Raw genomic sequence first — 24,012 nt, 5'->3', positions numbered from 1 at the left:
CCGGCGTTTGAGGACGAGGCCCCTCAAGGGCCGAAGAGGGTGTCTGGGGGCGGCAGCCCCCAAGGCGTCACGGCAACGGCTGCTCCGCCCAAATGATCTTCCCGCTGGGTGAGTACCGCGTCCCCCACCGCTCGGTGAGCTGCGCGACGAGGAACAGTCCGCGCCCGCCCTCGTCCTCGCTGCGCGCGCGACGCAGGCGCGGTGAGGTGCTGCTGCCGTCGGAGACCTCGCAGATCAGGGCGCGGTCGCGCAGGAGGCGGAGCCGAAGGGGGCCGGCGGCGTGGCGGATGGCGTTGGTGACCAGTTCGCTGGCGATGAGCTCGGTGGTGAAGGCCAGCTCGTCGAGGTGCCAGGCGGCGAGCCGTTCGGTGACCGCCACACGCGCGCGGGAGACGACCGCCGGGTCGCTGGGCAGGTCCCACTGGGCCACCCGGTCAGGGCCCAGGGCGTGGGTGCGGGCGACGAGCAGCGCGACGTCGTCGCCGGGCCGGGCCGGGAGCAGGGCGTCGAGGACGGCCTCGCAGGTCTCCTCCGGCGGGCGGCCGACGCGGGCCAGCACGGCGCGCAGCTTGTCCAGGCCCGCGTCGATGTCGTGATGGCGGTCCTCGATCAACCCGTCGGTGTAGAGCACGAGTTGGCTGCCTTCGGCCAGCTCCAGCTCGACCGTCTCGAACGGCATGCCGCCCAGGCCGAGGGGCGGGCCGGAGGGCAGGTCGACGAACTCGACCGTGCCGTCGGGGGCGACGACCGCGGGCAGCGGGTGCCCGGCGCGGGTGAGGGTGCAGCGCCGGGACACCGGATCGTAGACGGCGTACAGACAGGTGGCGCCGACGATGCCGCAGTCGGGGGAGCTCTCCGCGGCCCAGCCCTCGCCGCGGTCGAGCCGGCCGACCAGGTCGTCGAGGTGGGTGAGGACGTCGTCGGGCGGCAGCTCCAGGGAGCAGAAGTTGTGGACGGCGGTGCGCAGCCGGCCCATGGTCGCGGCCGCGTGCAGCCCATGGCCGACGACGTCACCGACCACCAGCGCGACCCGGGCACCGGACAGCGGGATGACGTCGAACCAGTCGCCGCCGACGCCGGCCTGCGCGGGCAGGTAGCGGTAGGCGACCTCGACGGCGCTCTGCTCGGGGCGCCCCCTCGGCAGCATGCTGCGCTGCAGGGTGAGGGCGGTGTTGTGCTCGCGGGTGTAGCGGCGGGCGTTGTCGATGCAGATCGCCGCGCGGCCGACGAGTTCCTGGGCGAGGGAGAGGTCGTCGTCCTCGAAGGGGGCGGGCCGCAGGGAACGGTAGAAGCTGACCACGCCGAGGGTGGTGCCGCGAGCCCGCAGCGGCACGGTGATCAGGGAGTGGATGCCGGCCGCGAGCACCCGCTCCAGCCGCTCCGGGTCCTGCGCGATCCAGCCGCCCGCCTCGGACAGGACGGGTTCCAGTACGGACTGTCTCGTCTCCAGGGAACGGGCCTGCGGCGTGGACGGGACGTACTCGACGAGATCGCCGACGTCGTACAGGTTGTGCGGATCCTTGCGTACGGCCCGCATGGCCACCCGCCGCAACGCGGCACGGCCGCCGAGCACTTCCGGCTCCTCGCCGCTCAGCACGGGGTCGGGCAGATCCACGGCGACGAAGTCGGCGAACCGGGGGACCGTCACCTCGGCGAGTTCCTCCGCGGTGCGGGTCACGTCGAGGGTCGTGCCGATGCGGACGCTCGCGTCGTGCAGCAACTCCAGCCTCCGCCGCGCGAGCACGGCCAGCCGCCCGACACCGGGCTCGCCGACGAGAAGCAGCCAGCCGTCGGCGCCGACGCCGTCCGGCTCGGGTTCGGGGAGGGTGGCTGGCCGGGGCGGGGGTTCGAGGGTGGGGGCGGCACGGTCGCCGTCACGGTCGGCGCCCGGGGCGGGCCGGGTGGTGGGCGGCTGGGGTACGACTGGGTGCGTCGCGGTGGGCGGCGCTTCGGGCCGGGTCGGCGCGGGCGGTGCCCCGATGGAACCGGGCGCGGGGCGGGCGGAGGCCGGTGTGAGTGGCGATGACTCGGCGGAGGTCGGCGGCACACGCCGCGTGGTCGGCACGCCTGGTGCGGGCGGCGCCGTCGCCGACGTGCGCGCCGCGGACGCAGACGCGGGCGGCGCGTACGCGTGCGACGGTGCCGGGGCCCGCGCCACCGGCCCACCCGGACCCGGCGCCACCGGCCCACCCGGATCCCGCGCGGCCGGCCCGACCGCGCCCTGCCCGGCAGAAACGCCCGCGGCCCCCGCCCCGCCCACGCCCCGCACGGTCAGCGCAGCCGACCCCAGCCCGCCCACCGACGCCGCCCGTACATGCCGCAAGCGAGGCCCGCCGAGCACCCGTACCTCCACCGCGACCCCGCTCTCCCCCGCCGCTCCCCGCACCGGCCGGCGCAACAGCGTGGCGGTCCGGCCGCTGGGCAGGGTGATCTCGTCGAGGGTGCGGTGCGGTGAGGCGAGGAGTTCCTCGGCCTTCTCGCGCAGGACCGCCAGGTCGACCCGGCCGAGGGCGCCGCCGTCCTGGCCGGGCGGCGTTTCCCCGGGCCGCTTCGGCCGGCCCCGCACATGGCCGTCGGCCAGCCGGTACGCGGCGAGGAGCGCCCGCTCGCGCTGGGTGGCCTGCTCCAGCAGCCGGACCTCGATGGCGCGGGCGGCCTCGCGGACCATCCGCACCATGGCCGGGTCGCCCTGGTCGCGCAGGCAGGTGAGATCGAGGACGGCCTCGATGCGCCCGCTGAGCGGATCCCGGACGGGCGCCCCCGCACAGGCGAAGGGCTGCAGGCAGTCGGCGAAGTGCTCCCGGCCGGCGATGTAGACCGGTCCGCGCTCGGCGAGGGCGGTGCCGACGCCGTTGGTGCCCACGACCGGTTCCGAGGCGTCGAAGCCGGGGGCGAACCGGACCGCGTCGAGGCGCTCGCACAGCTGTCGGTCACCACCGAGCCGCTGGACCATACGCCCTTGTGCGTCGCAGAGCGCGATCGTCATGCCCACATGGGCGAGGGAGGCGGACAACTCCTTCAGGACCGGGTCCACTGCGCGCAGAACCCGGTCGTCGAGCGCCACGTCCTCGGTGTAGCGGACCGCCAGCCGATGCGGCTCGAGCCCCGCCGATCGGCATCGCTTCCAGGAGTCCAGCACCGAGTCCCGAACGTCCGACTCGACCAGTGAGCCGGCGAGGAATCGTTCGTGGGCATCGACGAGCCCGCCGATGTCGTCCCAGGCGACGGACAACGGGATCACTTCCCTCACCTGAAGCCGTCCGGTCGCGCTCGCCGTCACTCGGCCCACGGCCCGGCGGGGCTTCTCCAAGCGGTATCACCCTAGCCTCATTGTGACGTGCCTCACAACGGCTCGGTCCGGCCTCGCGGAGCGGAAGCGTCCGCAGACCGACGGCCGGATACTGGACGTCATGCGGTTCCCGCGGGGCGCCTCGTGTCTCGCCGCCGCGCTGGCGCTGGTGGCCGCCGTGGGCTGCACCGGGGCCGACGGCCAGGACACGGCTCGTACCGCCGCCCCGCCGACGTCACCCCGGGCCACGAGCGAAGCCCCCGCAGCGCCGCCCTCGCCCTCCCCGACACCCGCCGACCCCGTCTCCCTCCCTGCCCTGATGCAGCACGAGCACCACGGCTCCGACCTCCGCCTCGGCGCCGTACGCGTCCGCACCGACGCCTACACGCAGTACGCCGTCACGTACCGCGCGAACGACCTGACCATCTCGGGGATCATGAACGTCCCCCGCGGCGAGGGCCCGTTCCCGGCGCTCGTCCTGGCGCACGGCTATATCGACCCGGACGTCTACACCACCGGCCAGGGCATGCCCCGCGAGCAGGACCTGCTCGCCCGCAACGGCTACGTCGTCCTGCACACCGACTACCGCAACCACGCGGGCTCCGACGACGACCCCGACAACGACGTCAACCTGCGGCTCGGCTACACCGAGGACGTCATCGCCGCCGTCCTGGCGCTGCGCTCCGCCGCCCGGCCGAACGTCGACGACGAGCGGATCGGGCTGCTGGGGCGGTCGATGGGCGGTGGGGTCGTGTACAACACGCTGGTCGTGGCGCCGGGGCTGTTCGACGCGGCCGTCGTCTTCGCGCCGGTCAGCTCGCGCCCGGAGCAGAACATCGACCGGTTCCAGCGGCCCGAGGGCGATCCCCTCGTCGAGGAGATCGAGGCCGCGCACGGCACACCCGAGGAGAACCCGGAGTTCTGGCGGCAGGTCTCCCCGGTCACCTACGTCGACCGGGTCACCGAGCCCCTGCTGATCCACCACGGCACCGCCGACGACACCTGCCCGCCGGCGTGGACGAGGACGACGGTCGCCGCGTTCGAGGCGGCGGGCAAGGACGTGGAGCTGCGGACGTACCAGGGCGAGGGGCATACCTTCGGGCCGCGGTGGCCGGACTCCATGGACGTCACCATGGCCTTCTTCGAACGCCATCTGCGCTGATCGGCAAGGGGAGCAAAGGGCATGCCACAGGTCGCGGTGAACGGCGTCGAGCTCTTCTACGAGGTGGCGGGCGACGGCGATCCGCTGGTCCTGGTCCATGGGTCCTGGGGCGACCACCACAACTGGGTCCCGGCCCTGGCGGCCCTCACCCGCGACCACCGCGTGCTGGTCTACGACCGCCGCGGACACAGCCGGAGCGAGCGTCCGCCGGGACAGGGGACACGACGCGAGGACGAGGACGATCTGGCGGCACTGATGGAGACCCTCGGCTTCGCCCCGGCGTTCGTCGCGGGCAACTCCTTCGGCGCGTCGACGGCGCTGGGCCTGGCCACCCGCCGTCCGGAGCTCTTCCGGGGCATCGTCGCGCACGAGCCGCCGCTCATGGGCATCGTGGCCGACGACCCCGAGGCGCGGCCGCTGATGGCGGCCACCGGGCGGCTCATGGCGTCCGTCGTCGACCGGTTGCGGGCGGGTGAAACGGTCGCGGGGGCACGGCAGTTCGTGGACGAGGTCGCGTTCGGTCCCGGGGAGTGGGAGCGGATGCCGGAGCGGGTGCGGGAGACGTTCCGCGCCAACGCGCCCACGTTCGCGGACGAGCAGGACGACCCGGAGTGGGCCGAGCTCGACCTCGGCCGGCTCTCCGGCTTTCCCGGGCCGGCCCTGCTCACGCAGGGCAGCGAGAGCCCGCCGTGGTTCGCCAGGATCGTCGGCCGGCTCGGCGGCGCGCTCCCCCGGGCGGCGACGTACACCTTCGAAGGCGCCGGACACGTCCCCCACGTCACCCACCCCGCCGAGTACGCGCGTCAGGTGGCCGCCCTGGTCGCGGAGGGGCGCCGAGCGCCGTCGGAGTCCGGGCGGGGGAGCCGTGGCGAACGCGCGGCGCGTGCCGTACACGCGTTTCGCGGTGGATTGTGACGGACGACGCACAGCGAACCGCAAGTTTTTTCCCGCGGCGATGATTGTTTCGCGCGATCCATCCGTACCTCAGGGGGTACCGGCCGTTCACGTCAGGAGTAACGATGCCCGTCTCGCGCCGCATGGTAGGCACCGTCTTCGTGGGAGGCGCCCTCGTCCTCACCCTCTCCGCCCTCGCCTACCCCGCCATGCTGGGCGTGGAGAACACCTCCGCCAACCAGGACCGCATCATCGCCAACACCCGCTACGGCCCGCTGACCGAGGCCGACCGGGACTTCGTCGTCAAGGTCCGCGCGGCGGGTCTGTGGGAGCACCCCCTCGGGTTGATCTCGATGCAGAAGGGCACGACCGCGGCGATGAAGGAGGCCGGGGAGCACCTGGTCGTCGGGCATGGCCGACTCGACGAGACCTGCCGCAAGATCGCGCCCGAACTGGGCATCACCCTGCCCAACCAGGCGAGCCCGCAGCAGCAGCAGTTCGTGGCGACCGCGGACTCCAAGAGCGGCCAGGAGTTCGACGCCACGGCGACCGCCATCATGCGGGTGACCCATGGGCAGATCTTCCCCGTGGTCGCGAAGATCCGGGCGAACACCCAGAACACGCTGGTCCGTCAGCTGGCCGACCAGGCGAACGACACCGTGCTCGACCACATGACGGTCCTGGAGAAGACCGGCCTGGTGAACTTCGACGCGAACAACTTCCAGCAGACCACCCCGCCGAAGCTCCCCAAGGACCAGACCACCCCGCCGCCGCCGCAGCCGGGCACCCCGGTCCTCGTCCTCAACATCCCGAAGGACCTGCAGGACCTCAACACCGCCTCCCCGGCCCCGAGCCCGTCGGCCGGCTGACGGAGCGGGAACAGCACACAGCGATACGGCATCCGTCGCCACGGCTCGTTCGGCCCAGCCGCGGCGACGGCGCCGCGTCACCCCGTCTTCCGTGTCAGCCCGTCTTCCACCCCCACGGCGTGTCCATCCGCTCCCACTCCGCGGCCCACTGCTCCATCCGCCGCCGCTCCAGCCCCAGCCGCACCAGCCAGGAGCACCCGACCACGACGCCGCCGGCCGCCCCCGCGGCCAGGACGCCACCGGCGATCGAGTGCAGCAGGATCTCGGTCTCGGAGAGCGGCTGGTTGACGACGGCGCCGTTCCGGTCCGTCCACACGTCGACCTTGCTGCCCGCGTGCGACTTGGGCGGCACCCGTGCGTCGTCCGTGCGGATCGTGCCGTCGGGGTCGGTCCACCGGACGATGCCCCACACGAGATGGTCGGTGCCGACCCGCGAGGCGGCCGGGTCCTCCGCGTCCTTCACCAGTACGGCCGTCACCTTGCGGCTCTGGGCCCGCTGCTCCTCGGCGGAGTGCGTGACCGCGTCCGCCGCCACCATCCCCGCGAACAGGGCGCCGACCAGCGCGAACACCCACGCGCACAGCACGACCCAGGCCTCGACGAGGTCACTGCGCCGCCTCAGCGGACTGCGCCGCCACCGCCACAGCCGCACCCTCGGGCACTCCGAAGCAGCCATGCCGACACCCCCTTGAGCACCGACGGCACATATATCCAGTGTGCGCCACCTACGGCAGCCTGCCTCCCGAACGGACCCGAACCGAACCCGGGACCGAACCCACACCGCAGCCGCACCGCAGTCGCACCGCAGTCGCACCGCAGTCGCACCGGCGCCATTGAATGAAGCATTCAGCATCTCTAGCATCTCCCGGTGGATACATTCACTACGGGAGGATCCGTGCTGCCATCCCTTCGTGTCAGACATCCACGGCGCCCGCTCCTGTCGGCCGCCGCCGCTCTGCTTCTGACCCTCGGTCTCATCGCCCCGACCACCACCATCGCCGCCGCCAGGACCGAACCCCCGGACCGGACCCCGCAGATCTGGCCGACGCCCAAGAGCATGCACACGGGCCCGGCCCGGCTCACCGTCCCCGACCGGGTCGTCGAGGTCGTCGGCCCGGACACCGACCCCTCGGCCCGGCGCCTCGTCGCATCGGTCCTGCGCGAGGCCGGCGCCCGGCACCTCGTCACCGTGCCCGCGGGCGAGAGACCGCCGCCCTCCGCCCTCACGGTCTACGTCGGCGGCCCCACCGAAAACACCGCCACCGGACCGGTGTTGAAGCACCTCGGCGCCAAGTCCCCGGCAGGACTGCCCTCCGGCGGCTACGCCCTCGCCTCCGGCCGCTCCCACGGCCGCGCCCTCGTCGCCCTCTCCGGCGTCGACGCCACCGGCACCTTCTACGCGGCCCAGACGCTGCGCCAACTCGTCACCGCGAACCAGGTGCCCGCGGTGACCGTCCGCGACTGGCCCACGGCCGCCCTGCGCGGAGTCATCGAGGGCTTCTACGGCACCCCCTGGTCACACCCCGAACGCCTCGCCCAGCTGGACTTCTACGGCCGTACGAAGCAGAACGTCTACGTCTACTCGCCGAAGGACGACGACTACCTCCGGGCCCGCTGGCGCGACGAGTACCCGCCCGCCGAACTGGCGAAGCTGAAGGAACTCGTCGACCGGGCCCGCGCCAACCACGTCCGTTTCACCTACGCCCTCTCCCCCGGCCTCTCCGTCTGCTACTCCTCCGACGCCGACATCAAGGCGCTCACCGCGAAGTTCGATTCGCTGTACGACATCGGCGTGCGCTCCTTCGCGATCCCGCTGGACGACATCAGCTACACCAAGTGGAACTGTGCCGCCGACGAGACGGAGTTCGGCACGGGCGGCGGCGCGGCGGGCACCGCGCAGGCCCATCTGCTGAACACGGTGTGGCGGGAGTTCACGGCCGGGCACCCGGACCTCCAGCCGCTGGAGATGGTCCCCACCGAGTACTCCGACCTCGCCGACTCCCCCTACAAGAAGGCCCTGCGGGAGAAGCTCGACCCGTCCGTGGTCGTCGAGTGGACCGGCGTCGGCGTGATCGCGCCGACCATCACCGCCGAGCAGGTGGCCCAGGCACGTGAGGTGTACGGCCACCCGATCCTGGTCTGGGACAACTACCCGGTCAACGACTACGTCACCAGCCGCCTCCTGCTCGGCCCCTACACGGGCCGCGAGCCGGGCGTGGCGAGCGCCGCGACCGGTGTGACCGCCAACCCGATGGTCCAGGGCGAGGCGAGCCGGATCGCGCTGTTCACCTCGGCCGCGTACCTCTGGAACCCGGACGCCTACGACCCCCGGGCCGCGTTTCTCGCCTCCGTACGGGATCTGGCAGGACCCGGCGCCGCGAAATGGCTTCGCGTCTTCGCCGAGAACAACTACTCCTCCCAGCTCGACGAGACCGAGTCCCCCACCCTCACCGCCCTGATCGCCGCCTTCCGCAAGGCCTACGAGAACGACAGCGGTCTCGATCGAGCGGCGGCGCGGCTGAAGTCGTACTTCACCGACATGGCGGCCACCCCGGCCGAGCTGCGCGCCCGCCTCGACAACCCCGGGTTCCTGGCGGAGACGTCGGCCTGGCTGGACAAACTCGGCCGCTACGGCACTGCGGGCGAGACGGCCGTGGAGCTGCTGCTCGCGGGCAAGCGCGGGGACGCCGACGCAGTGTCGACGTACTGGAACCGGCTCAGGGGCGAGCGCAAGGGGCTGGATGCCATCCCCCAGCAGGTGTCCCCGGGAGTGATGGACCAGTTCCTCTACACCACGCTGCTGGAGAGCGCCCCCGGCCCCGGGGTCGACGCCTCCTTCACGCCCAACTCCCTTTCCTTGAAACCGAGTTCATTCGGGACGGTGACCCTCGACCTGTCCGACGAGCGGTCCACGTCCGCCAAGACCGTGACCTGGAAGCTGGACGTGCCCGACGGGGTCACGGCCTCGCCGAGCGAGGGCACGGTGACCGTCCCGGCCGGGGGCAGCACCTCGGCCACCGTCACACTGACCGCCACCGCGCCCGGCGTGCACTCCGTCGTCGTGTCGGGTGAGGGCGTCCTCACCCGCGCGATACCGGTCCGGGTCACGGACGGCACCGGATCCTCCCGCGCCCTGACGGCCAACTTCAGCGGCGCGTCGGTCAGTTCCGTCGACCTCGGTTCCGGTACGACCACGGACATCGCCGTCGGCGGCAACCCCGGCGAGGTCGTCGTCAGCGCGGACGGGCGCACCGCCTACGCCGCCAACCAGGGCTCCAACACGGTCAGCGTGATCGACGTGGCCCGGAGCACGGTCACCGCCACGGTCGCCGTGGGCCGGGTCCCGGCCGGGCTCGCCCTCACCCCGGACGGCGGCACGCTCTGGGTCGCCAACTACACGGACGGCACGGTCCAGCCGGTGGACACGCGAACGCTGAAGGCGGGGGCACCCGTCGCGGTCGGCTCGGGTCCGGAGAACATGGCGGTCACACCGGACGGCAGGACGCTGTACGTGGCCAACATTCACGACAACACGGTCAGCCCCGTCGACCTCACCACCAAGGGCGCGGGCAAGGCCATCGCCGTAGGCCCCCGCCCCTTCAACGTCGTCGCCGCGCCGGACGGGAGGACGGTGTACGTGTCCAACTCCGGCGGATCGACGGTCACCCCGATCGACACGGCGACGAACGACACCGAGCCGACGCTGCTGGTCTCCGGTCAGGCCTACGGCCTCGGGCTGTCGCCGGACGGCCGGACCCTGTGGGTCAGCCCCAGCACCGGGGACCGCGTCACGCCCGTCGACACGGTGTCCGGCGCCCCGGGCAAGCAGGTGACCGTCGGAAAGTCGGCGTTCGACGTGGCCCTGGACTGGAACGGCGGCACGGCGTACGTCACGACGGCCGACGGAAACGCCCTCGTCCCGGTCGACACCGCGTCGGGCGCCGCCGAGGAGCCGTTGAGGACAGGGGCCTATCCGCTGGCCGTGGCGCTGACGCCCGTACCCGTGGAGTGATCAGCGCGCTGGAGTGATCAACTGGCGGTGCGCCGGATCCGTCCGGCGTACCGCTTCTCCAGTTCCAGGTTGCCCTCGAAGCCGCCCGGCACATTGGCCGAGACGTACACCGGCGGGCGTTCCCCGGCGGCGATGAGCTGGGCGGAGGCCTCGGCCACGGCCATCTGGACGAGCAGCACGCCGGTCAGCGTGGACAGGGCGCAGACCGCGCCGCCCTCCGGGAGCTCCAGCAGCGCGTCACCGCGCGGGGCCCGGTTGTCGAGGACGACGTCGGCGAGGTCGGCGAGCTTCTTGCCGCTCGGGTGGCCGGCGGGGACGGCGCGGGTGTGGGTGAGGGAGGTGATGGCGAGGACACGGTGGCCGTGCTCCTTGGCCCGCAGGGCCATCTCCACGATCACGTTGTTGACCCCGGAGTTGGAGATCACGACGAAGAGGTCCTGGGGGCGCGGCGCGGCGAGGTCGTAGATCCGGGCGGCGACTCCGGCGCGGCGCTCCAGGAGCGGGTCGTCGAGGACGCTCGGGGACTCGCCGCCGTACAGGACGAGGTCGGCGATGCTCAGCCGGTTCGTCGGGACCAGCCCGCCGGCCCGTCCGGCGAGTTCGAGGACGATGGCCTGGGAGTGGCCGGTGCCGAAGGCCTGGATCACGCCGTCCGCGCGCACGCAGTCGGCGATCAGCCCGGCGGCGCGGGCCACGTCGTCGCGGGCGGACTCGGTCACGCGGTCGAGGACGGCCATGCTCTCGCGTGCGAAACGCCGGGCGCTCACGGACTCGTCGGACACGGGTCACTCCCCACCGGTGGATTGAACCACCTTGCACTACTCCATCGATGAATCAATAAATCACACACCGGACGGTACGGGCAATGAGCCCGCCGACTCCGGCCCGGCTCGCTCCCAGCTCGGTCCTGGTATTCAAGCTGTGGGACAAACGGTGGCTGATACCTTCTTCCCATGCCCCCGACGGACGTCACCACACTGATCCGCACCGAGCTGCCCCGGCTGGCCGGCTCCCTGCGGAAGGTCGGCGAGCTGATCCTGGAGGATCCCGCCGCCGTCACCCACTGCTCGGCCGCCGAGCTGGGCCGCCGCACCGGCACCTCCCAGGCGACGGTGACCCGCTTCTGCCGGGCCATCGGGCTCGACTCCTACCAGCATCTGCTGATCGAGCTGGCCCAGGAGCGCGGCCGTGGCGAGGTCTCCGACTGGGGCACCGCCGAGATCGGCCCGGACATCTCCCCCGACGACAGCCTCGAGCGGGTCGTCCAGGTGGTCGGCAGCGCGGATCTGCGCGCGATCCAGCAGACCATCGACCGGATCGACCTGGACGCGCTGGAGCGGGCGGCCCAGGCCCTGGCCCGTGCCCGCCGCATCGACGTCTACGGCGTCGGCGGCAGCGGCGCGGTGGCCCAGGAGACGGAGACGCGGCTGTTCCGCATCGGCTGCCAGGTCCGCGGCTGGAGCGAGGTGCACGGCGCGGCCACCTCGGCGGCCCTGCTCACCCCCGCCGACGTGGCCATAGGCATCTCCCACTCCGGTGCCACGCGCGAGACCCTCGAACCGTTCGAGATGGCCAAGGAGCGGGGCGCCACCACCATCGCCATCACCACCGACCCACGCTCACCACTGGCCAAGGCCGCCGACATCCGGCTCATCTCGTCCACCTCGGAGACCAGCTTCCGCACGGGCAGCATCGGTGGCCGGCACTCCGTCCTGATGATCGTCGACTGCCTCTACGTCCGGGTCGGCCAGGTGTCCTACCAGCGCGCGAGCGCCTCGCTGGCACTGACCGACCACATCACCCCGCAGCACGCGGTGAAGTCGCGCCGGACGCGCTGAGCCCCTCCGGCCCCCGTCCGGGACTGCATGGATGAACCACCAAGGAAACACAGAGATGGTTGTTTGAACCAACTCCTCGGTGCCAGGATGGGGCTCCCCACGAGCACTCGTAGGAGCCCCATGCGCGTCATCTCTGTCGAGTCGACCGAGCTCTTCGTCGGCACCGAGGACCATCCGCAGCAGGTGGTGGCCGTCGAGATCGGGCATGAACCCGGCCGGGCCGTCCGCCTCACCGTCGAGGGGCCGGGGGTCCGTGGCACCGCCGAGGCGACCACGGGAGACGACGGCTCCGTACGGGCCGAGATACCGGTCACGACCGACCTCGCCCCCGGCGACGGTACGCATGTCAGGGTCACGGCCACGGACACCGACGACCCGGCGCGCACCGCGGAGCACTCCGCCACGTTCACGGCCGCCGAACCCGGCTGGACCATGTTCATGGTCAGCCACTTCCACTACGACCCGGTCTGGTGGAACACCCAGGGCGCGTACACCGAGACCTGGGACGTCGCCGACGACCCCGCGGGCACCGGCCTGCCCGCCCGTACCTTCGACTCGCGCGGCCAGTCCGGGATGAGCCTGGTCCGCGCCCACAGCGACCTGGCCCGGCGCGACCCGGCGTACACCTTCGTGCTCGCGGAGGTCGACTACCTCAAGCCCTACTGGGACGCCTTCCCGGAGGAGCGCGCCTTCCTGCGCCAGCTGATCCGCACCGGCCGCGTCGAGATCATGGGCGGCACCTACAACGAGCCGAACACCAACCTCACCGGCGCCGAGGCGACCGTACGCAACGCGCTGTACGGCGACGGCTTCCAGCGCGGCATCATCGGGGCGTCCCCGGAGACGGCCTGGCAGCTGGACGCGTTCGGGCACGATCCGCAGTTCCCCGGGCTGATGGCGGACGCGGGGGTCAGCTCCAGTTCGTGGGCGCGCGGGCCCTTCCACCAGTGGGGGCCGACCCTCTCCGTCTTCGGCGAGGAGCCACGCGACCCGAAGCGGATGCAGTTCCCGGCGGAGTTCGACTGGATCGCCCCCTCGGGGCGCGGGATCCTCACCGCCTACATGGTCAACCACTACGGCGCCGGCTGGGCGATCGACAACGCGCCCACGCTCCCCGAGGCGGAGGCGGCCGCGCTCAAGCTGTTCAAGGGGCTGAAGCAGGTCGCGCTCACCCGCAACGTCCTGCTCCCGGTCGGCGGTGACTACGCGCCGCCGTGCCGCTGGGTGATGGACATCCACCGGGACTGGAACGCCCGGTACGTCTGGCCGCGCTTCGTCAGCGGCATCCCGAGGGACTTCTTCGCGGCCGTGCGGTCGGAGCTGGAGGCGCAGGGCCGCAAGGCGTCGCCGCAGACGCGGGACATGAACCCGATCTACACCGGCAAGGACGTCTCCTACATCGACACCAAGCAGGCCCAGCGCCACGGCGAGACACTGCTCGCCGACGCGGAGGCCTGGGCGACGCTCGCCTCGATGATCACCGGGCACCCCTACCCGGACGCGGCGCTCGACAAGGCGTGGCGGCAGCTGATCTACGGCGCCCATCACGACGCCATCACCGGCTCGGAGTCCGACCAGGTCTACATCGACCTGCTCACCGGCTGGCGGGAGCTGTACGACCTGGCGCAGACCGTGCACGCCGACGCGACCGACGCCCTGGCGCGCAAGGTCGCCCAACTGCCCGGCGGAACACCGGACTTGGTGGTCTTCAACGCGGCGACCTGGGAGCGGCGGGACGTGCTGGCGGTCGAGGACCCCGGGCTCGTCCCGCTCGACGACACCGGGCTGCCGCTGCCCGCCGTACGGGAGGACGGCGAACTCCGTGTCGTCGTACCGGAGGTGCCCGGCATGGGCCTCAAGGCGCTCCCGCTCGCCAAGGGGACCGTCCCCGAGTGGACGCACGCCGAAGGCACCACCATCCGCAACGAGTTCTACGAGGTGACGGTCGACCCCGCGCGCGGAGGAGCGGTCAGCAGCCTGCGGGCACTGGCGGAGGACGGCCGGGAACTACTGCGCCCCGGCGACATCGGCAACGAGCTGGTCGTGCAGGAGGAGTACTCCAGGCACCCGCGCTTCGGCGAGGGCCCCTGGCATCTCACGCCGACCGGCACGACGGCCGCCCGCAGCCGCGACGTCACGGCCGCCGACATCGATGTCGAGCACTCCCCCGCCGGATCGCGCATCACCGTCCGCGCCGACCTGGGCCTCTTCCGCTACACCCAGCGCCTCACCCTCTGGCGGGGCGTCGACCGTCTCGACGTCACCACCACCATCGACGGCTACGACGGCGCCGACCGCCTGATCCGGGTCCGCTGGCCCTCCGACGTGCGCGGCGGGCTGCCGGTGCACGAGGTGGCCGACGCGGTGATCGGGCGCGGGTTCGGGTTCGTGGAGGTGGACAGCGAGCGGTTCCCGTGGACGCTGGACAACCCGGCCAACTCCTGGTTCGGGCTGGGCTCCACCGCCCGGGTCGCGGTCGCCGACGGCTCCGGCCGTCCGCTCGGTGAACGGTCCATCGGCGTCGCCGAGTTGGTGTACTCCTCCTGGGACGACGCCGGCGAGCTGGGCACCGGGCTCGCGGCGGCCCTGGTGCGCGTGGGGGTGACGGCGACCTCGACGATCGCCGGGGGCCCGCGCTACGGCGACCTGGAGGTCGACTCCAACCTGCCCGACATCCGGATCGCGGTCGGCGCCCCCGAGCGCAACACGCTGGTCGCCGAGGCGCTCGGCTGGGACCCGGCGGCCGGACGCGAACTGCGCCGGCAGCTCACCGAGCGTGGCGTGGCGGCCGTCTGGGTCGCGCCGCGGGCCTCGCTGCGCGAGGAGTGGGTGCCCGGCGCCGACCTGCGCGACCTGGAGCGGCTGCCGCTGCTCGTGGTGGCGGGCGCCCGGCCCGAGGACGACGCCAAGGCCGTGGACGCGCTGATCGCCGACCTGGACGACGCGGTCCTGCGGGCCACGGCGGCGGGCGGCGGGGAGGCGCTGCCGCCCGGTGACGCGTGGGACGGCCGCAGCTTCGCGGTCCTCAACCGCGGGACGCCGGGCTGTGTGGTGACGTCATCGGGCGACCTCTACATGTCCCTGATGCGCTCCTGCACCGGCTGGCCCTCCGGCATCTGGGTCGACCCGCCCCGGCGCACGGCCCCCGACGGGTCCGCCTTCCAGCTCCAGCGCTGGTCCCACACCTTCGAGTACGCCGTCGTCGCGGGCACGGGCGACTGGCGGGAGCTGCGGCTGCCGCAGGCCGGGCACGCGTTCAACCATCCGCTGACGGCACGGCTGAGGGAGACGGCCGCCGAGGATGCCGTACTGCCCCGGAAAGCCGTGCTGTTGGGCCTCGAACCCGCCGGGGAGGTGCTGCTCGACGCGCTCAAGCCGGTCGGGTCGCCGCTGGCGCGCGGGAGCGTGGCGACGGCCGATCCCGGGCGCGGGGTCGTCGTACGGATGCATGAGGTCAACGGGCGGCCGGTGCGGGCGCGGGTGCGCGGGCCGCGGGAGTGGACGGACGGTGCGCGGGCGGACGTACTGGAGCGGCGGGGAGAGCCGCTGACGCCCGGCGACCAAGGGGCACTCGAACTCGACCTGACCGGCTTCGAAGTGACGACCCTGCTCGCCACGGCCGACGGGACGGAGACCTCGCCCGGCCCCGGCATCGCCGCCCACGAACCCGCCCAGCCCGTCCCCACCCGCTACTGGCTCCACAACTCCGGCCCCGCCCCGCGCGGCAACATGCCGGTCGCGGTGTACGTCTCACCGACCACCCTCACCGTCTCCGACACCCCCGTCACGGCGACGATCCGGATCAGCTCGGAACTGACCGACGCCCCGGTGTCGGGCACGGCGAGCCTGCACGTCCCGCCCGGCTGGTCCGTCGAACCGGCGGAGCTGCCGTACGCGCTTGGGCCGGGCGGCTTCACGGTCGCGGAGGCCACGGTGACACCGCCGGACGATGCCGAGCCGGGGCGGCACTGGCTCGCGGCTCGGATGTCGTACGGCGGGCAGACGTACGAGGACGTCGTGGCGCTTGATGTGGGGGACGGGCACAGGGGTCCAACGCTCCTGACGCGACTGGGAGTTGATCGGCTCACCGTACGACGCGGCGAACGGGCCCGGATCCCCGTGACCCTGCGCAACCCGACCCGGGGGCCGGTGAGCGGCACGCTCTGGGCGGTCTCCTCATGGGGGACCTGGGCGGGCGTGACGCCGGGCTGCCAGGGCTTCACGGTGGCCGGCGGCGAGCAGGCGGAATGCGTGATCGAGGTGGACGGCGGGGCGGTGCCCCCGGGTTCGTACTGGCTGATGGCGAAGGTGGGCTGGCACGGCTGCGTGGCGTACACGGCGGCGGTGGAGCTGGAGGTGACGCCGTGAGGGAGCACGCCGCAGGACCGAATCACGCGGCCCTGGTTCACGGCCAAGCCGTCGCCAAGGCCCGTGTTGACGCCCTCCTGACGGTCGTACCGCCCCGCGACCGCGCGGCCCGCCCCGAGGCGCTCGCACGGGCCGAGCGGCAGCGGCGGCGGTGGGCGACGCAGGTGGTGGTGATCGACGAACTCGCCCGGCGGGCCTGCACGGAACGCGGACTGCTCGACGCCGGTTCGGCAACGCCCCAAAGGGGCGCGGGGAACTGCGCGACCAGCCACGACGGCGCCGCACACGACCCACAACCCAACGCGGCACTCCCCGCGGAGCGCGACGTCGCAGACCTCGGCAGCATCGTCGCCGCGGCCCTCGCCCACTCCCCCGCCGCCCGCGCCCTCCTCGCCGAGTTGGAGGCAGAACAGGGCATCCCCGAAGCCGCGGCACGGGACTACTACGACCGCAACCGCGACCGCTTCCTCACCCCCGAGGCGCTCAGAAGCGGCGTCGACCCCTTCCACGAGACCGCGGACGTCCTCCCGTACGAGCAGGTCCGAGAGGCAATCACCCACGATCTGCGCCGCGCGGCGGGCCGGCGGGCGTTCTTCGACTGGCTGGACCGCGCCCGGACGGGCGTGGTGTACGCCCCCGGACACGAACACCCCGGTGACCCCGCGCACCAGGATCATGAACACCGGCACTGAGCCGACCGGAACCGACCGGAACCCAAAAGCAACACGGCACCCCATTGACCTCCGATGAATTGTGGTCCACATTTTCATCAATCGGAGCTGAAGTTGGTGAATTGAACCAGCCCTGAACAAGCCCCTTCCCTTGCCACTTGGTCGCAGGAGGCCCCCGTCATGCGCGCAAGAAGACTGACCCGCACCCTGACCTGTATCGCCGCCCTGTCCCTCGCAGCCGCCGGCTGCGGCCTCTCCGGCGGCTCCGACGACGGCGACGCCACCGCCGGCGGCTGCAAGGTGGACAAGGCGAACGTCGGGTCCGATGCGCTCTCCGGGGACGTCAAGGGCACCATCACCTTCCAGACGACCAACCTGAAGAAAGACTTCGGCGACTACTTCAACGGCGTCATCGCCGCCTTCGAGAAGGAGCACCCGGACACGAAGGTGAAGTGGATCGACGACCCGGGAGACGCCACCTTCACCCAGCGCCTGGTCGCCGACGCGCAGGGCTGCACCCTGCCGGACGTGGTGAACATCAACGTCAACACGGCGATCGCGCTCACCAAGAACGGCTATCTGCTCGACCTGGACAAGAAGGCCCCGGACGCGGGCGAGCCGTTCGTCCCCGCGCTGTGGAAGTCGAGCCTGTACGCGGACGCCTCCGGCACCAAGGTGCACTCCGTGCTGCCCTGGTACTCCGGCGGCATCGTGCAGACCTTCAACACCGAGCTGATGAAGAAGGCGGGCCTGGACCCGGCCAAACCTCCGACGACCGTCCTCGGCCTGTTCGACGACGCCGAGAAGGTGGCCAAGGCCTCGGACGGCAAGTACTACGCCTTCCTCGCCAACCCGCAGCTGCGCATCCCGGCCGACTGGCAGCAGATGGGCATCAAGATCTTCTCGGACGACGGCAAGTCGTTCACCTTCGCCGACGACCCGAAGACCGTGCGGTGGGTCGAGGCGATGACCAAGCTCTACAAGGCCGGCGGGATGCCCCGGGATTCGCTCTCCTCCACCCAGGACCCGGCCAACGTCTACGGCCAGGCCAAGCTGGTCTACGGCCCCACCAACCCCAACTTCCTGCGGTTCATCCAGCAGAACAACCCGACCGTCTACAAGAAGACCGGCGTCGCCCGCTTCATGCTGGACGACCTCGGCCACACCGTCGGCGCCCCGCAGTACATCGGCGTGGCCTCCACCAGCAAGAACGCCACGACGGCCCTCTCCTTCGCGCAGTTCCTGACCAACGCGAAGAACCAGCTGGAGTGGGCGAAGGACCCGAACGTGGTCATCTTCCCGTCGACCACGGCCTCCCTGGACGACCCGTTCTTCCAGTCGGTCAAGGGCACCGACCCCTTCGCCGAGGCCCGGAAGATCGTGGCCAGTGACCGCAAGACCGCCACTGCCGACGAAGTCGCTCTCACGCCGGGCGAGTTGAACGCCATCTCGGCCCAGATCCAGCTGGCCATGCAGGGCAAGAAGAGCGCGGCGGACGCTCTGAAGGACGCCCAGTCCAAGGCCAACGAGCTGATCGAGCAGGCAGGCTGACGATGGCTCAGCACACCATGGGCAAGGCGCCCGCTCCGACTCCCCTCGGGTCGGGCGCCCCCCGCCCCGGCTCGGTACCCGAACCGCCGGGGCGCCTGCGCCGCGCCCTCCGCTCCGTCGTCCCTGGCCCGACCGCGGACGCGGGGGGCGCGGCGCTCTACCGCCGCTGGTGGCTGCCGTGGCTGTGGATGCTCCCGGCGATCGTCGGCACGACGGTCTTCGGGGTGTTCCCGTTCCTCAACACGATCCTGGTGTCCTTCACCGACGCCAAGCCGCTCGGCGGCGCGTACGACCTGGTCGGCCTGGACAACTACACCCGGATGCTGGGGGATTCGGACTTCTGGCTGGCGACCCGCAACAGCGTCCTGTACGCGCTGATCGTCGTCCCGCTGATGGTCCTGCTGCCGCTGCTCCTCGCGGTCCTGGTGGAGAAGAACCTCCCGGGCATCGGCTTCTTCCGCTCCGCCTTCTACACCCCGGTCCTCGCCTCCAGCGTGGTCGTGGGTCTGAGCTGGCAGTGGCTGCTGAGCGACCAGGGCCTCGTCAACACCTGGCTGCAGAAGGCGCACATCATCCGTGACGCCATCCCGTTCCTGTCCGACTCGTGGCTGATCCTGCTGTCGGCGATGGGCCTGACGCTGTGGAAGGGCCTCGGTTGGTACATGATCTTCTACCTGGCCGCGCTGGGGAACGTGCCCAAGGAGCTGCACGAGGCCGCCGCCGTGGACGGCGCGGGCGCGGTCCGCCGCTTCTGGCACATCACTGTGCCCGGCGTACGCACCTCGATGATGCTCGTCGGCACCCTCACCGGCATCGGTTCGCTGCGCGTCTTCACCGAGATCTACATGCTGGGCGGCGCCACCGGCGGCCCCGGCGGCGCCGACCGCACGCTCCCCTTCTACATCCGGGACGTCGGCCTCGACCCGCTCACCGGCAACGCCGGCTACGGCGCGGCGGTCAGCGTCGCCCTGTTCGCCCTGACCCTGGGCCTCACGCTGCTCGCCCAGCGCTTGACGAAGGAGGACGAGGGATGACCACGGCCGTCGAGAAGAACCGGCGTCTGATGCCCCGCTGGCGGGACTACGGCCGCCCCCGCGAACTCGTCGTCCGCTACCTGCTGTTGGTGTTCGTCCTGTTCATCACCGTGGGCCCGCTGGCGTGGCAGGTGCTGTCGTCGCTCAAGGGCCCCACCGAGGACGTCTTCGGCGCGGGCGCCTCCCTCATCCCGCACCACCCCACCCTGCGGGCCTACAAGGAGGTCTTCGACCAGGTCCCGGTGTGGACGTACATCAGGAACAGCCTGTTCATCGCGGTCATCTCGATCACCAGCCAGCTCGTCTTCTCCACCATGGCCGGCTACATGCTCTCCAAGCCCGGCTGGAAGGGCCGCAAGCTGGTGTGGGTGCTGCTGATGGCGTCCATGATGTTCCCGTTCGAGTCGATCATGGTGTCGCTGTTCCTGAGCGTCCGGGACATGGGTCTGGTCGACAACCTCGTCGGCGTCTGGCTGCCCGGCTTCGTCGCCGCGATCAACGTCCTCATCATGCGGGCCGCGTTCCTCTCGGTTCCGCGCGAGATCGAGGACGCGGCGATGCTGGACGGCGCCGGCGAGTGGAAGAGATTCCGCTACCTGTACCTGCCCTCCGCCTACGGCGCGATCCTGGTCGTCACCATCAACACCTTCATCAGCGCCTGGGACGACTTCCTGTGGCCGCTGATCGTGCTGCGCTCCGAGGAGCACTTCACGCTGACGCTGGGCCTGGCCCGGCTGCAGACGTCGTCGTTCGGGTACGACCAGCGGCTGGTGATGGCCGGATCGGTTATCTCGGTGATTCCGGTGCTGGTGCTGTTCGTGATCACACAGCGGTGGTTCTACAAGGGCGTCTCGTCGGGGGCCGTGAAGCTCTGAGTCGGTACGGCGGTCAGCGCCGCCCGTGCCGACTCGGCGACGCGGAACTCGACCACCGTGCCCCTGCCGGGCAGGTCGGCGCCGAGCGGGAACGTGACCGTACGGGTCTCGCCCGGCGCCAGGTCGACGGCCCGGAAACCGCACAGCTCCAGCGTGCGCGGCCACACGGGGGTCCGCAGCCGGCGCAGATAGAGCTGGGCGACGCAACGGCCGTGCCGTCGGCCGGCGTTGGTGATGTCGGCCTCGACGGTGTGCCCGGACAGCCGCGGTGGGCCGTACTCGAAGCTCGCGTACGACAGCCCGTGCCCGAAGGAGTACAGCGGCTCGGCGCTTCCGTCGACGTAGCCGCCGTACTCCGTGTCCTTGTGGTTGTAGTAGACGGGGAGCTGGGCGGCGGAGCGCGGCACGGAGACCGGCAGACGGCCGACGGGTTCGGTGAGCCCGAGCAGCACCTCGGCGATGGCCTCGCCGCCCCACGGGCCGGGGTACCAGGCGGTGAGCAGTGCGCCCGCCGTGTCGGGCACGACGTGCGGGCGGCCCTGGATCAGTACGACGGCCGTCGGCGTACCCGTGGCGGCCACGGCGTCCAGGAGCGCGTACTGGGCGCGGCCCAGCTCCAGCCCGGCCAGGTCGGCGCCCTCACCGCAGGTCATGTGCGAGACGGCGGTCCGCGCGGCCCCGTTGGCGTCGAACTCCGTGTCGGGCGTACGGGCGCTGCTGCCGCCCAGCACGAGCACGGCCAGATCGGAGGCGGCGGCCGCGGCGACGGCCTCGGGGATGCCGGAGAGGTCGCCGCCGGTGAGGGCGCAGCCGGGGGCGTGGCGGAGGTCGACGCCGGGTGGGGCGAGCGTGCGCAGGGCGTCGAGGACGCTGGTGCCCGTGCCGGGGTGTTGCGGCGCGGTGTAGTCGCCCGACTGGTGGGCGACGGTGGCGGACTGGGGTCCGAGGACGGCGATCCGGGAGACGGTCGCCGGTATGGGCAGGGTGCCGTCGTTGCGCAGGAGGGTGACCGCGGCCCGGGCGACAGCGGTGCTGAGCTCCCTGCCCCGGGCCGGGAGGGGCGGGAGGGGCGGCGCCTGTGTGCCCCGCCGATCGAACAGTCCCAGCCGGAACTTCAGCCGCAGGACGCGGGCGACGGCCGCGTCGAGGACCTCCTCCGCCACCAGCCCTCTCTCGACCGCCTCCTCCAGATGCGTGAAGCCCTCGTCCCAAAGACTCAGATCCACACCGGAGTTGAGCGCGAGCGCCCCTGCGGAGACCTTGTCGCCCGTGATGCGCGCCAGCCGATCCACGGCCAAGCCGTCCGCCATGACCAGCCCCTCGAACCCCCAGCTTTCCCTGAGGAGTTCGGTGAGCAGCGCGCGGTTGCCGGAGCAGGGCATCCCGTCGGCCTCGTTGTACGCGGCCATGACGGCGGCGGCCCCGGCGCGGATTCCTGCGCGGGCGGCGGGAAGGTGGATCTCGTGCAGTTCCCTCAGGCCCAGCTCGGACTCGGCGGAGTTGCGGCCGCCGACCGTGGCGCCCTGTCCGGCGAAGTGCTTGAGGACGACGGGGGCCTTGTCGGCGGCGAAGAGGCCGGCGGGGGCGCCGCCGGGCTCGCCCTGCATGCCGCGGACCACGGCCTCCGTCAGCCGGGCCGCCAGGTACGGGTCCTCGCCGAAGCACTCCTCCGTACGTCCCCAGCGCGGGTCGCGGGCGATGTCGAGCGCCGAGACCAGGGCGACATGCCCGCCCCGGGCGCGCAGTTCGGCGGCGGCGTGCGCGGCGGCACGCTCGTACAGTTCGGGGTTCCAGGTGGCGCCGACGGCCAGGTTGACCGGGAGCACCGCGCCGTCGAGGGCCATGAGCCCGTGCGGCACCTCCTCGACGAACAGCGCCGGGATGCCCAGCCGGCTGCGCCCGACGACATGCCGCTGCACCAGGTCGGCGAGGGCCGCGGCGTCCTCGGCTCCGGGCCCGTTGCCGTGGTCGACGCCGGACCAGGCGTCGGCGCGCTGGAGGCCGTACAGGGCGCCGAGTCCTTCGAAGCGCTCGGTCTCGGCGTACAGGGCGTCGGTGAGTTCGAAGCCGCCGTCGGGGGTGCGGCGGTAGGCGTTCCAGCCGTACATGCGCTGGTTGAGCTGGCCGACCCTCTCCCGCAGGGTCATACGGGAGAGCAGGTCGCGGACGCGGGCGTCGACGGGCGCGGCGGGGTCGAGGTAGCGGGGGCGGTCGGCCGCGAGGGGCGTGGCCGCGTGGTCCGGAGTCGGCATGCGGCCGGTCCCTTTCGTGCGTTCGGTTCGTGCGGGCGGTGCGTGTGAGTGCTTCGTGCGAGTGCCTCGTGCGTGTGCTTCGTGCGGCCAGTTCGTGCGTTCAGACGGCGAGCCGCGCGAGGGCCACCGCTCCCCAGGAGCCGTCCGCCACCCAGTCGAGAGTGACTCCGAGCGGCTGCAGCCGGACGGTGAGCGGCTCCGTGAGCGGGCCGTCGGGGCCGAGCAGGCCCCCCGTGGCGACGACTCGCTCGCCGGGCCGGGGCTCGAGGGCGCGGACATAGCCGGTGAGGTGGTCGGCGGCCGTGTCGAGGATCCCCGCGGCGACGGCGTCCTCGTGCCGGGCGGCCTCGGCGACCAGCGGCGCGAACTCGGCGAGCGCGACCGGCGGTCGCTCCATGACGGCGGGGAGCAGGTGCATGCGGTAGGCCTCGCGCCGGGCCCGCGTCCAGGATCCCGCGTCGTACGGCGCGTCGTACGGCCCCGGAGCGTCGCCGGGCAGGACGTCCTCCGGCACGTCCAGCGCCCTGCCGACCGACGCGGCCAGGGCCGTCGGCCCGCCCCGCCCGTCGGCCATGCGCAGCGCCAGCCGCACCGCCTCGCGCCCGATCCAGAAGCCGCCGCCGTCGTCGCCGAGCAGCCAGCCGTCGCCGCCGGCGGTCGTGGTGCACGCGCGCGCGGTGACGCGCGCCGCGACCGCGCCGGTGCCGGCCACCAGGGCGAGGCCGTCGGCGGGGTGGCCGGGCGCGGAGGCGAACGCGGCCTCGATGTCGCTGTGGATCTCGATCGAGTCGGTGTCGATGCCCAGCCGCCGCAGCGCGACGGTGAGCGCGGCGTGCGCCCTGACCCGGCCTGGCTCGTCCGGAGCGGTCCGGGAGGCTCCGGCGAACCCGCCCGCCACCGCCACGACCCGGCCGCGCAGCCCTTCCGGCACGGCGCCCGCGAGCGCCTCGACGAGATGCTCGGTGAGCTGCGAACCCGGCACGGTCAGGGCGTTGCCCGGACCGCCGACGCCCTCGTCCTCGGGGCCGCCGTCGCGCACGGGCGCCAGGACGGCGCGGGTACGGGTGCCTCCGGCGTCCAGTCCGACGACGTACGCCGAGGTTTGGTTCAAATCACTATTCATCGTTGCCCATGGTGGTTGATACATTCGCGGCAGACAAGAGACAGACGGCGGCCAAGAGACAGACGGCGGCCAAG

Annotated in this window: 15 protein-coding genes; 10 read left to right on the top strand and 5 right to left on the bottom strand. The window is 72.3% G+C overall.

From position 1 onward, the window contains the following. Positions 1-67 precede the first annotated feature (67 nt). On the bottom strand, positions 68-3,241 hold the full coding sequence (locus ABD932_RS04260; RefSeq protein ID WP_345008710.1) for a SpoIIE family protein phosphatase: 3,174 nt from the start codon (positions 3,239-3,241) through the stop codon (positions 68-70). 169 nt (positions 3,242-3,410) lie between these two features. On the opposite strand from ABD932_RS04260, the gene ABD932_RS04255 reads away from it, so the two are divergent. From ABD932_RS04255 to ABD932_RS04245, 3 genes are all read left to right on the top strand, one after another. After that, the gene (locus tag ABD932_RS04255) at positions 3,411-4,451 is read left to right on the top strand and encodes an alpha/beta hydrolase family protein (protein ID WP_345008709.1); all 1,041 of its coding nucleotides are present in this window, start codon (positions 3,411-3,413) and stop codon (positions 4,449-4,451) included. Positions 4,452-4,472: 21 nt separating this feature from the next. Continuing rightward, complete coding sequence (locus ABD932_RS04250) at positions 4,473-5,366, top strand: alpha/beta fold hydrolase (protein ID WP_345008708.1); 894 nt, start codon at positions 4,473-4,475, stop codon at positions 5,364-5,366. A gap of 104 nt (positions 5,367-5,470) precedes the next feature. After that, positions 5,471-6,214, top strand: coding sequence for a DUF4142 domain-containing protein (locus ABD932_RS04245; RefSeq protein WP_345008707.1), 744 nt, complete (start codon positions 5,471-5,473; stop codon positions 6,212-6,214). A gap of 94 nt (positions 6,215-6,308) precedes the next feature. On the opposite strand, the gene ABD932_RS04240 is transcribed toward ABD932_RS04245, so the two are convergent. Then, on the bottom strand, positions 6,309-6,890 hold the full coding sequence (locus ABD932_RS04240; protein WP_345008706.1) for an Rv1733c family protein: 582 nt from the start codon (positions 6,888-6,890) through the stop codon (positions 6,309-6,311). Between the two features lie 219 nt (positions 6,891-7,109). Here ABD932_RS04240 and ABD932_RS04235 point away from each other — a divergent pair, with 219 nt between their 5' ends. Continuing rightward, positions 7,110-10,226, top strand: a complete 3,117-nt coding sequence (locus ABD932_RS04235) for a beta-N-acetylglucosaminidase domain-containing protein (protein WP_486389363.1) — start codon at positions 7,110-7,112, stop codon at positions 10,224-10,226. 17 nt (positions 10,227-10,243) lie between these two features. Here ABD932_RS04235 and ABD932_RS04230 read toward each other — a convergent pair whose 3' ends face one another. Then, positions 10,244-11,008, bottom strand: coding sequence for a sugar isomerase domain-containing protein (locus tag ABD932_RS04230; RefSeq protein ID WP_345008705.1), 765 nt, complete (start codon positions 11,006-11,008; stop codon positions 10,244-10,246). 171 nt (positions 11,009-11,179) lie between these two features. Here ABD932_RS04230 and ABD932_RS04225 point away from each other — a divergent pair, with 171 nt between their 5' ends. The 6 genes from ABD932_RS04225 to ABD932_RS04200 all read left to right on the top strand — a co-directional run bounded on the left by ABD932_RS04225 (position 11,180) and on the right by ABD932_RS04200 (position 20,563). Beyond that, positions 11,180-12,064 carry a MurR/RpiR family transcriptional regulator gene (locus ABD932_RS04225; protein ID WP_345008704.1) on the top strand — a complete coding sequence of 295 codons (885 nt, stop codon included), beginning with the start codon at positions 11,180-11,182 and terminating at the stop codon, positions 12,062-12,064. Positions 12,065-12,184: 120 nt separating this feature from the next. After that, positions 12,185-16,432, top strand: coding sequence for a glycoside hydrolase family 38 N-terminal domain-containing protein (locus tag ABD932_RS04220; RefSeq protein ID WP_345008703.1), 4,248 nt, complete (start codon positions 12,185-12,187; stop codon positions 16,430-16,432). Beyond that, on the top strand, positions 16,429-17,124 hold the full coding sequence (locus ABD932_RS04215; protein ID WP_345008702.1) for a peptidyl-prolyl cis-trans isomerase: 696 nt from the start codon (positions 16,429-16,431) through the stop codon (positions 17,122-17,124). The genes ABD932_RS04220 and ABD932_RS04215 overlap by 4 nt, the downstream gene beginning before the upstream one ends. A gap of 159 nt (positions 17,125-17,283) precedes the next feature. Next, on the top strand, positions 17,284-18,654 hold the full coding sequence (locus tag ABD932_RS04210) for an extracellular solute-binding protein (protein WP_345008701.1): 1,371 nt from the start codon (positions 17,284-17,286) through the stop codon (positions 18,652-18,654). A 2-nt stretch (positions 18,655-18,656) separates the two neighbouring features. Beyond that, positions 18,657-19,688 (top strand): carbohydrate ABC transporter permease, encoded by a 1,032-nt coding sequence (locus ABD932_RS04205; protein ID WP_345008700.1) that lies wholly within the window; start codon positions 18,657-18,659, stop codon positions 19,686-19,688. Beyond that, a complete protein-coding gene (locus ABD932_RS04200) occupies positions 19,685-20,563 on the top strand; it encodes a carbohydrate ABC transporter permease (RefSeq protein WP_345008699.1) in 879 nt (292 codons plus the stop codon). Before ABD932_RS04205 ends, ABD932_RS04200 begins: the two co-directional genes overlap by 4 nt. Here ABD932_RS04200 and ABD932_RS04195 read toward each other — a convergent pair. Together ABD932_RS04195 and ABD932_RS04190 are read right to left on the bottom strand one after the other, a co-directional pair. After that, positions 20,527-22,815, bottom strand: a complete 2,289-nt coding sequence (locus tag ABD932_RS04195; protein ID WP_345008698.1) for a glycoside hydrolase family 3 N-terminal domain-containing protein — start codon at positions 22,813-22,815, stop codon at positions 20,527-20,529. The genes ABD932_RS04200 and ABD932_RS04195 overlap by 37 nt on opposite strands. A gap of 100 nt (positions 22,816-22,915) precedes the next feature. After that, on the bottom strand, positions 22,916-23,938 hold the full coding sequence (locus tag ABD932_RS04190) for an N-acetylglucosamine kinase (RefSeq protein WP_345008697.1): 1,023 nt from the start codon (positions 23,936-23,938) through the stop codon (positions 22,916-22,918). Positions 23,939-24,012: the final 74 nt, after the last annotated feature.

This window comes from Streptomyces shaanxiensis, assembly GCF_039537145.1.
Lineage (GTDB): Bacteria > Actinomycetota > Actinomycetes > Streptomycetales > Streptomycetaceae > Streptomyces > Streptomyces shaanxiensis.
The sequence above is the reverse complement of the archived record's forward strand: the minus strand, read 5'-3'. Positions and strand labels throughout refer to the sequence as shown.

Bases quoted from the DNA above. Each gene is read 5' to 3' on its own strand.
- ABD932_RS04205 (WP_345008700.1), top strand. From the start codon at position 18,657: ATGGCTCAGCACACCATGGGCAAGGCGCCCGCTCCGACTCCCCTCGGG.
- ABD932_RS04195 (WP_345008698.1), bottom strand. From the start codon at position 22,815: ATGCCGACTCCGGACCACGCGGCCACGCCCCTCGCGGCCGACCGCCCC.
- ABD932_RS04240 (WP_345008706.1), bottom strand. From the start codon at position 6,890: ATGGCTGCTTCGGAGTGCCCGAGGGTGCGGCTGTGGCGGTGGCGGCGC.
- ABD932_RS04250 (WP_345008708.1), top strand. From the start codon at position 4,473: ATGCCACAGGTCGCGGTGAACGGCGTCGAGCTCTTCTACGAGGTGGCG.
- ABD932_RS04190 (WP_345008697.1), bottom strand. From the start codon at position 23,938: ATGAATAGTGATTTGAACCAAACCTCGGCGTACGTCGTCGGACTGGAC.
- ABD932_RS04225 (WP_345008704.1), top strand. From the start codon at position 11,180: ATGCCCCCGACGGACGTCACCACACTGATCCGCACCGAGCTGCCCCGG.
- ABD932_RS04210 (WP_345008701.1), top strand. From the start codon at position 17,284: ATGCGCGCAAGAAGACTGACCCGCACCCTGACCTGTATCGCCGCCCTG.
- ABD932_RS04220 (WP_345008703.1), top strand. From the start codon at position 12,185: ATGCGCGTCATCTCTGTCGAGTCGACCGAGCTCTTCGTCGGCACCGAG.
- ABD932_RS04255 (WP_345008709.1), top strand. From the start codon at position 3,411: ATGCGGTTCCCGCGGGGCGCCTCGTGTCTCGCCGCCGCGCTGGCGCTG.
- ABD932_RS04245 (WP_345008707.1), top strand. From the start codon at position 5,471: ATGCCCGTCTCGCGCCGCATGGTAGGCACCGTCTTCGTGGGAGGCGCC.
- ABD932_RS04200 (WP_345008699.1), top strand. From the start codon at position 19,685: ATGACCACGGCCGTCGAGAAGAACCGGCGTCTGATGCCCCGCTGGCGG.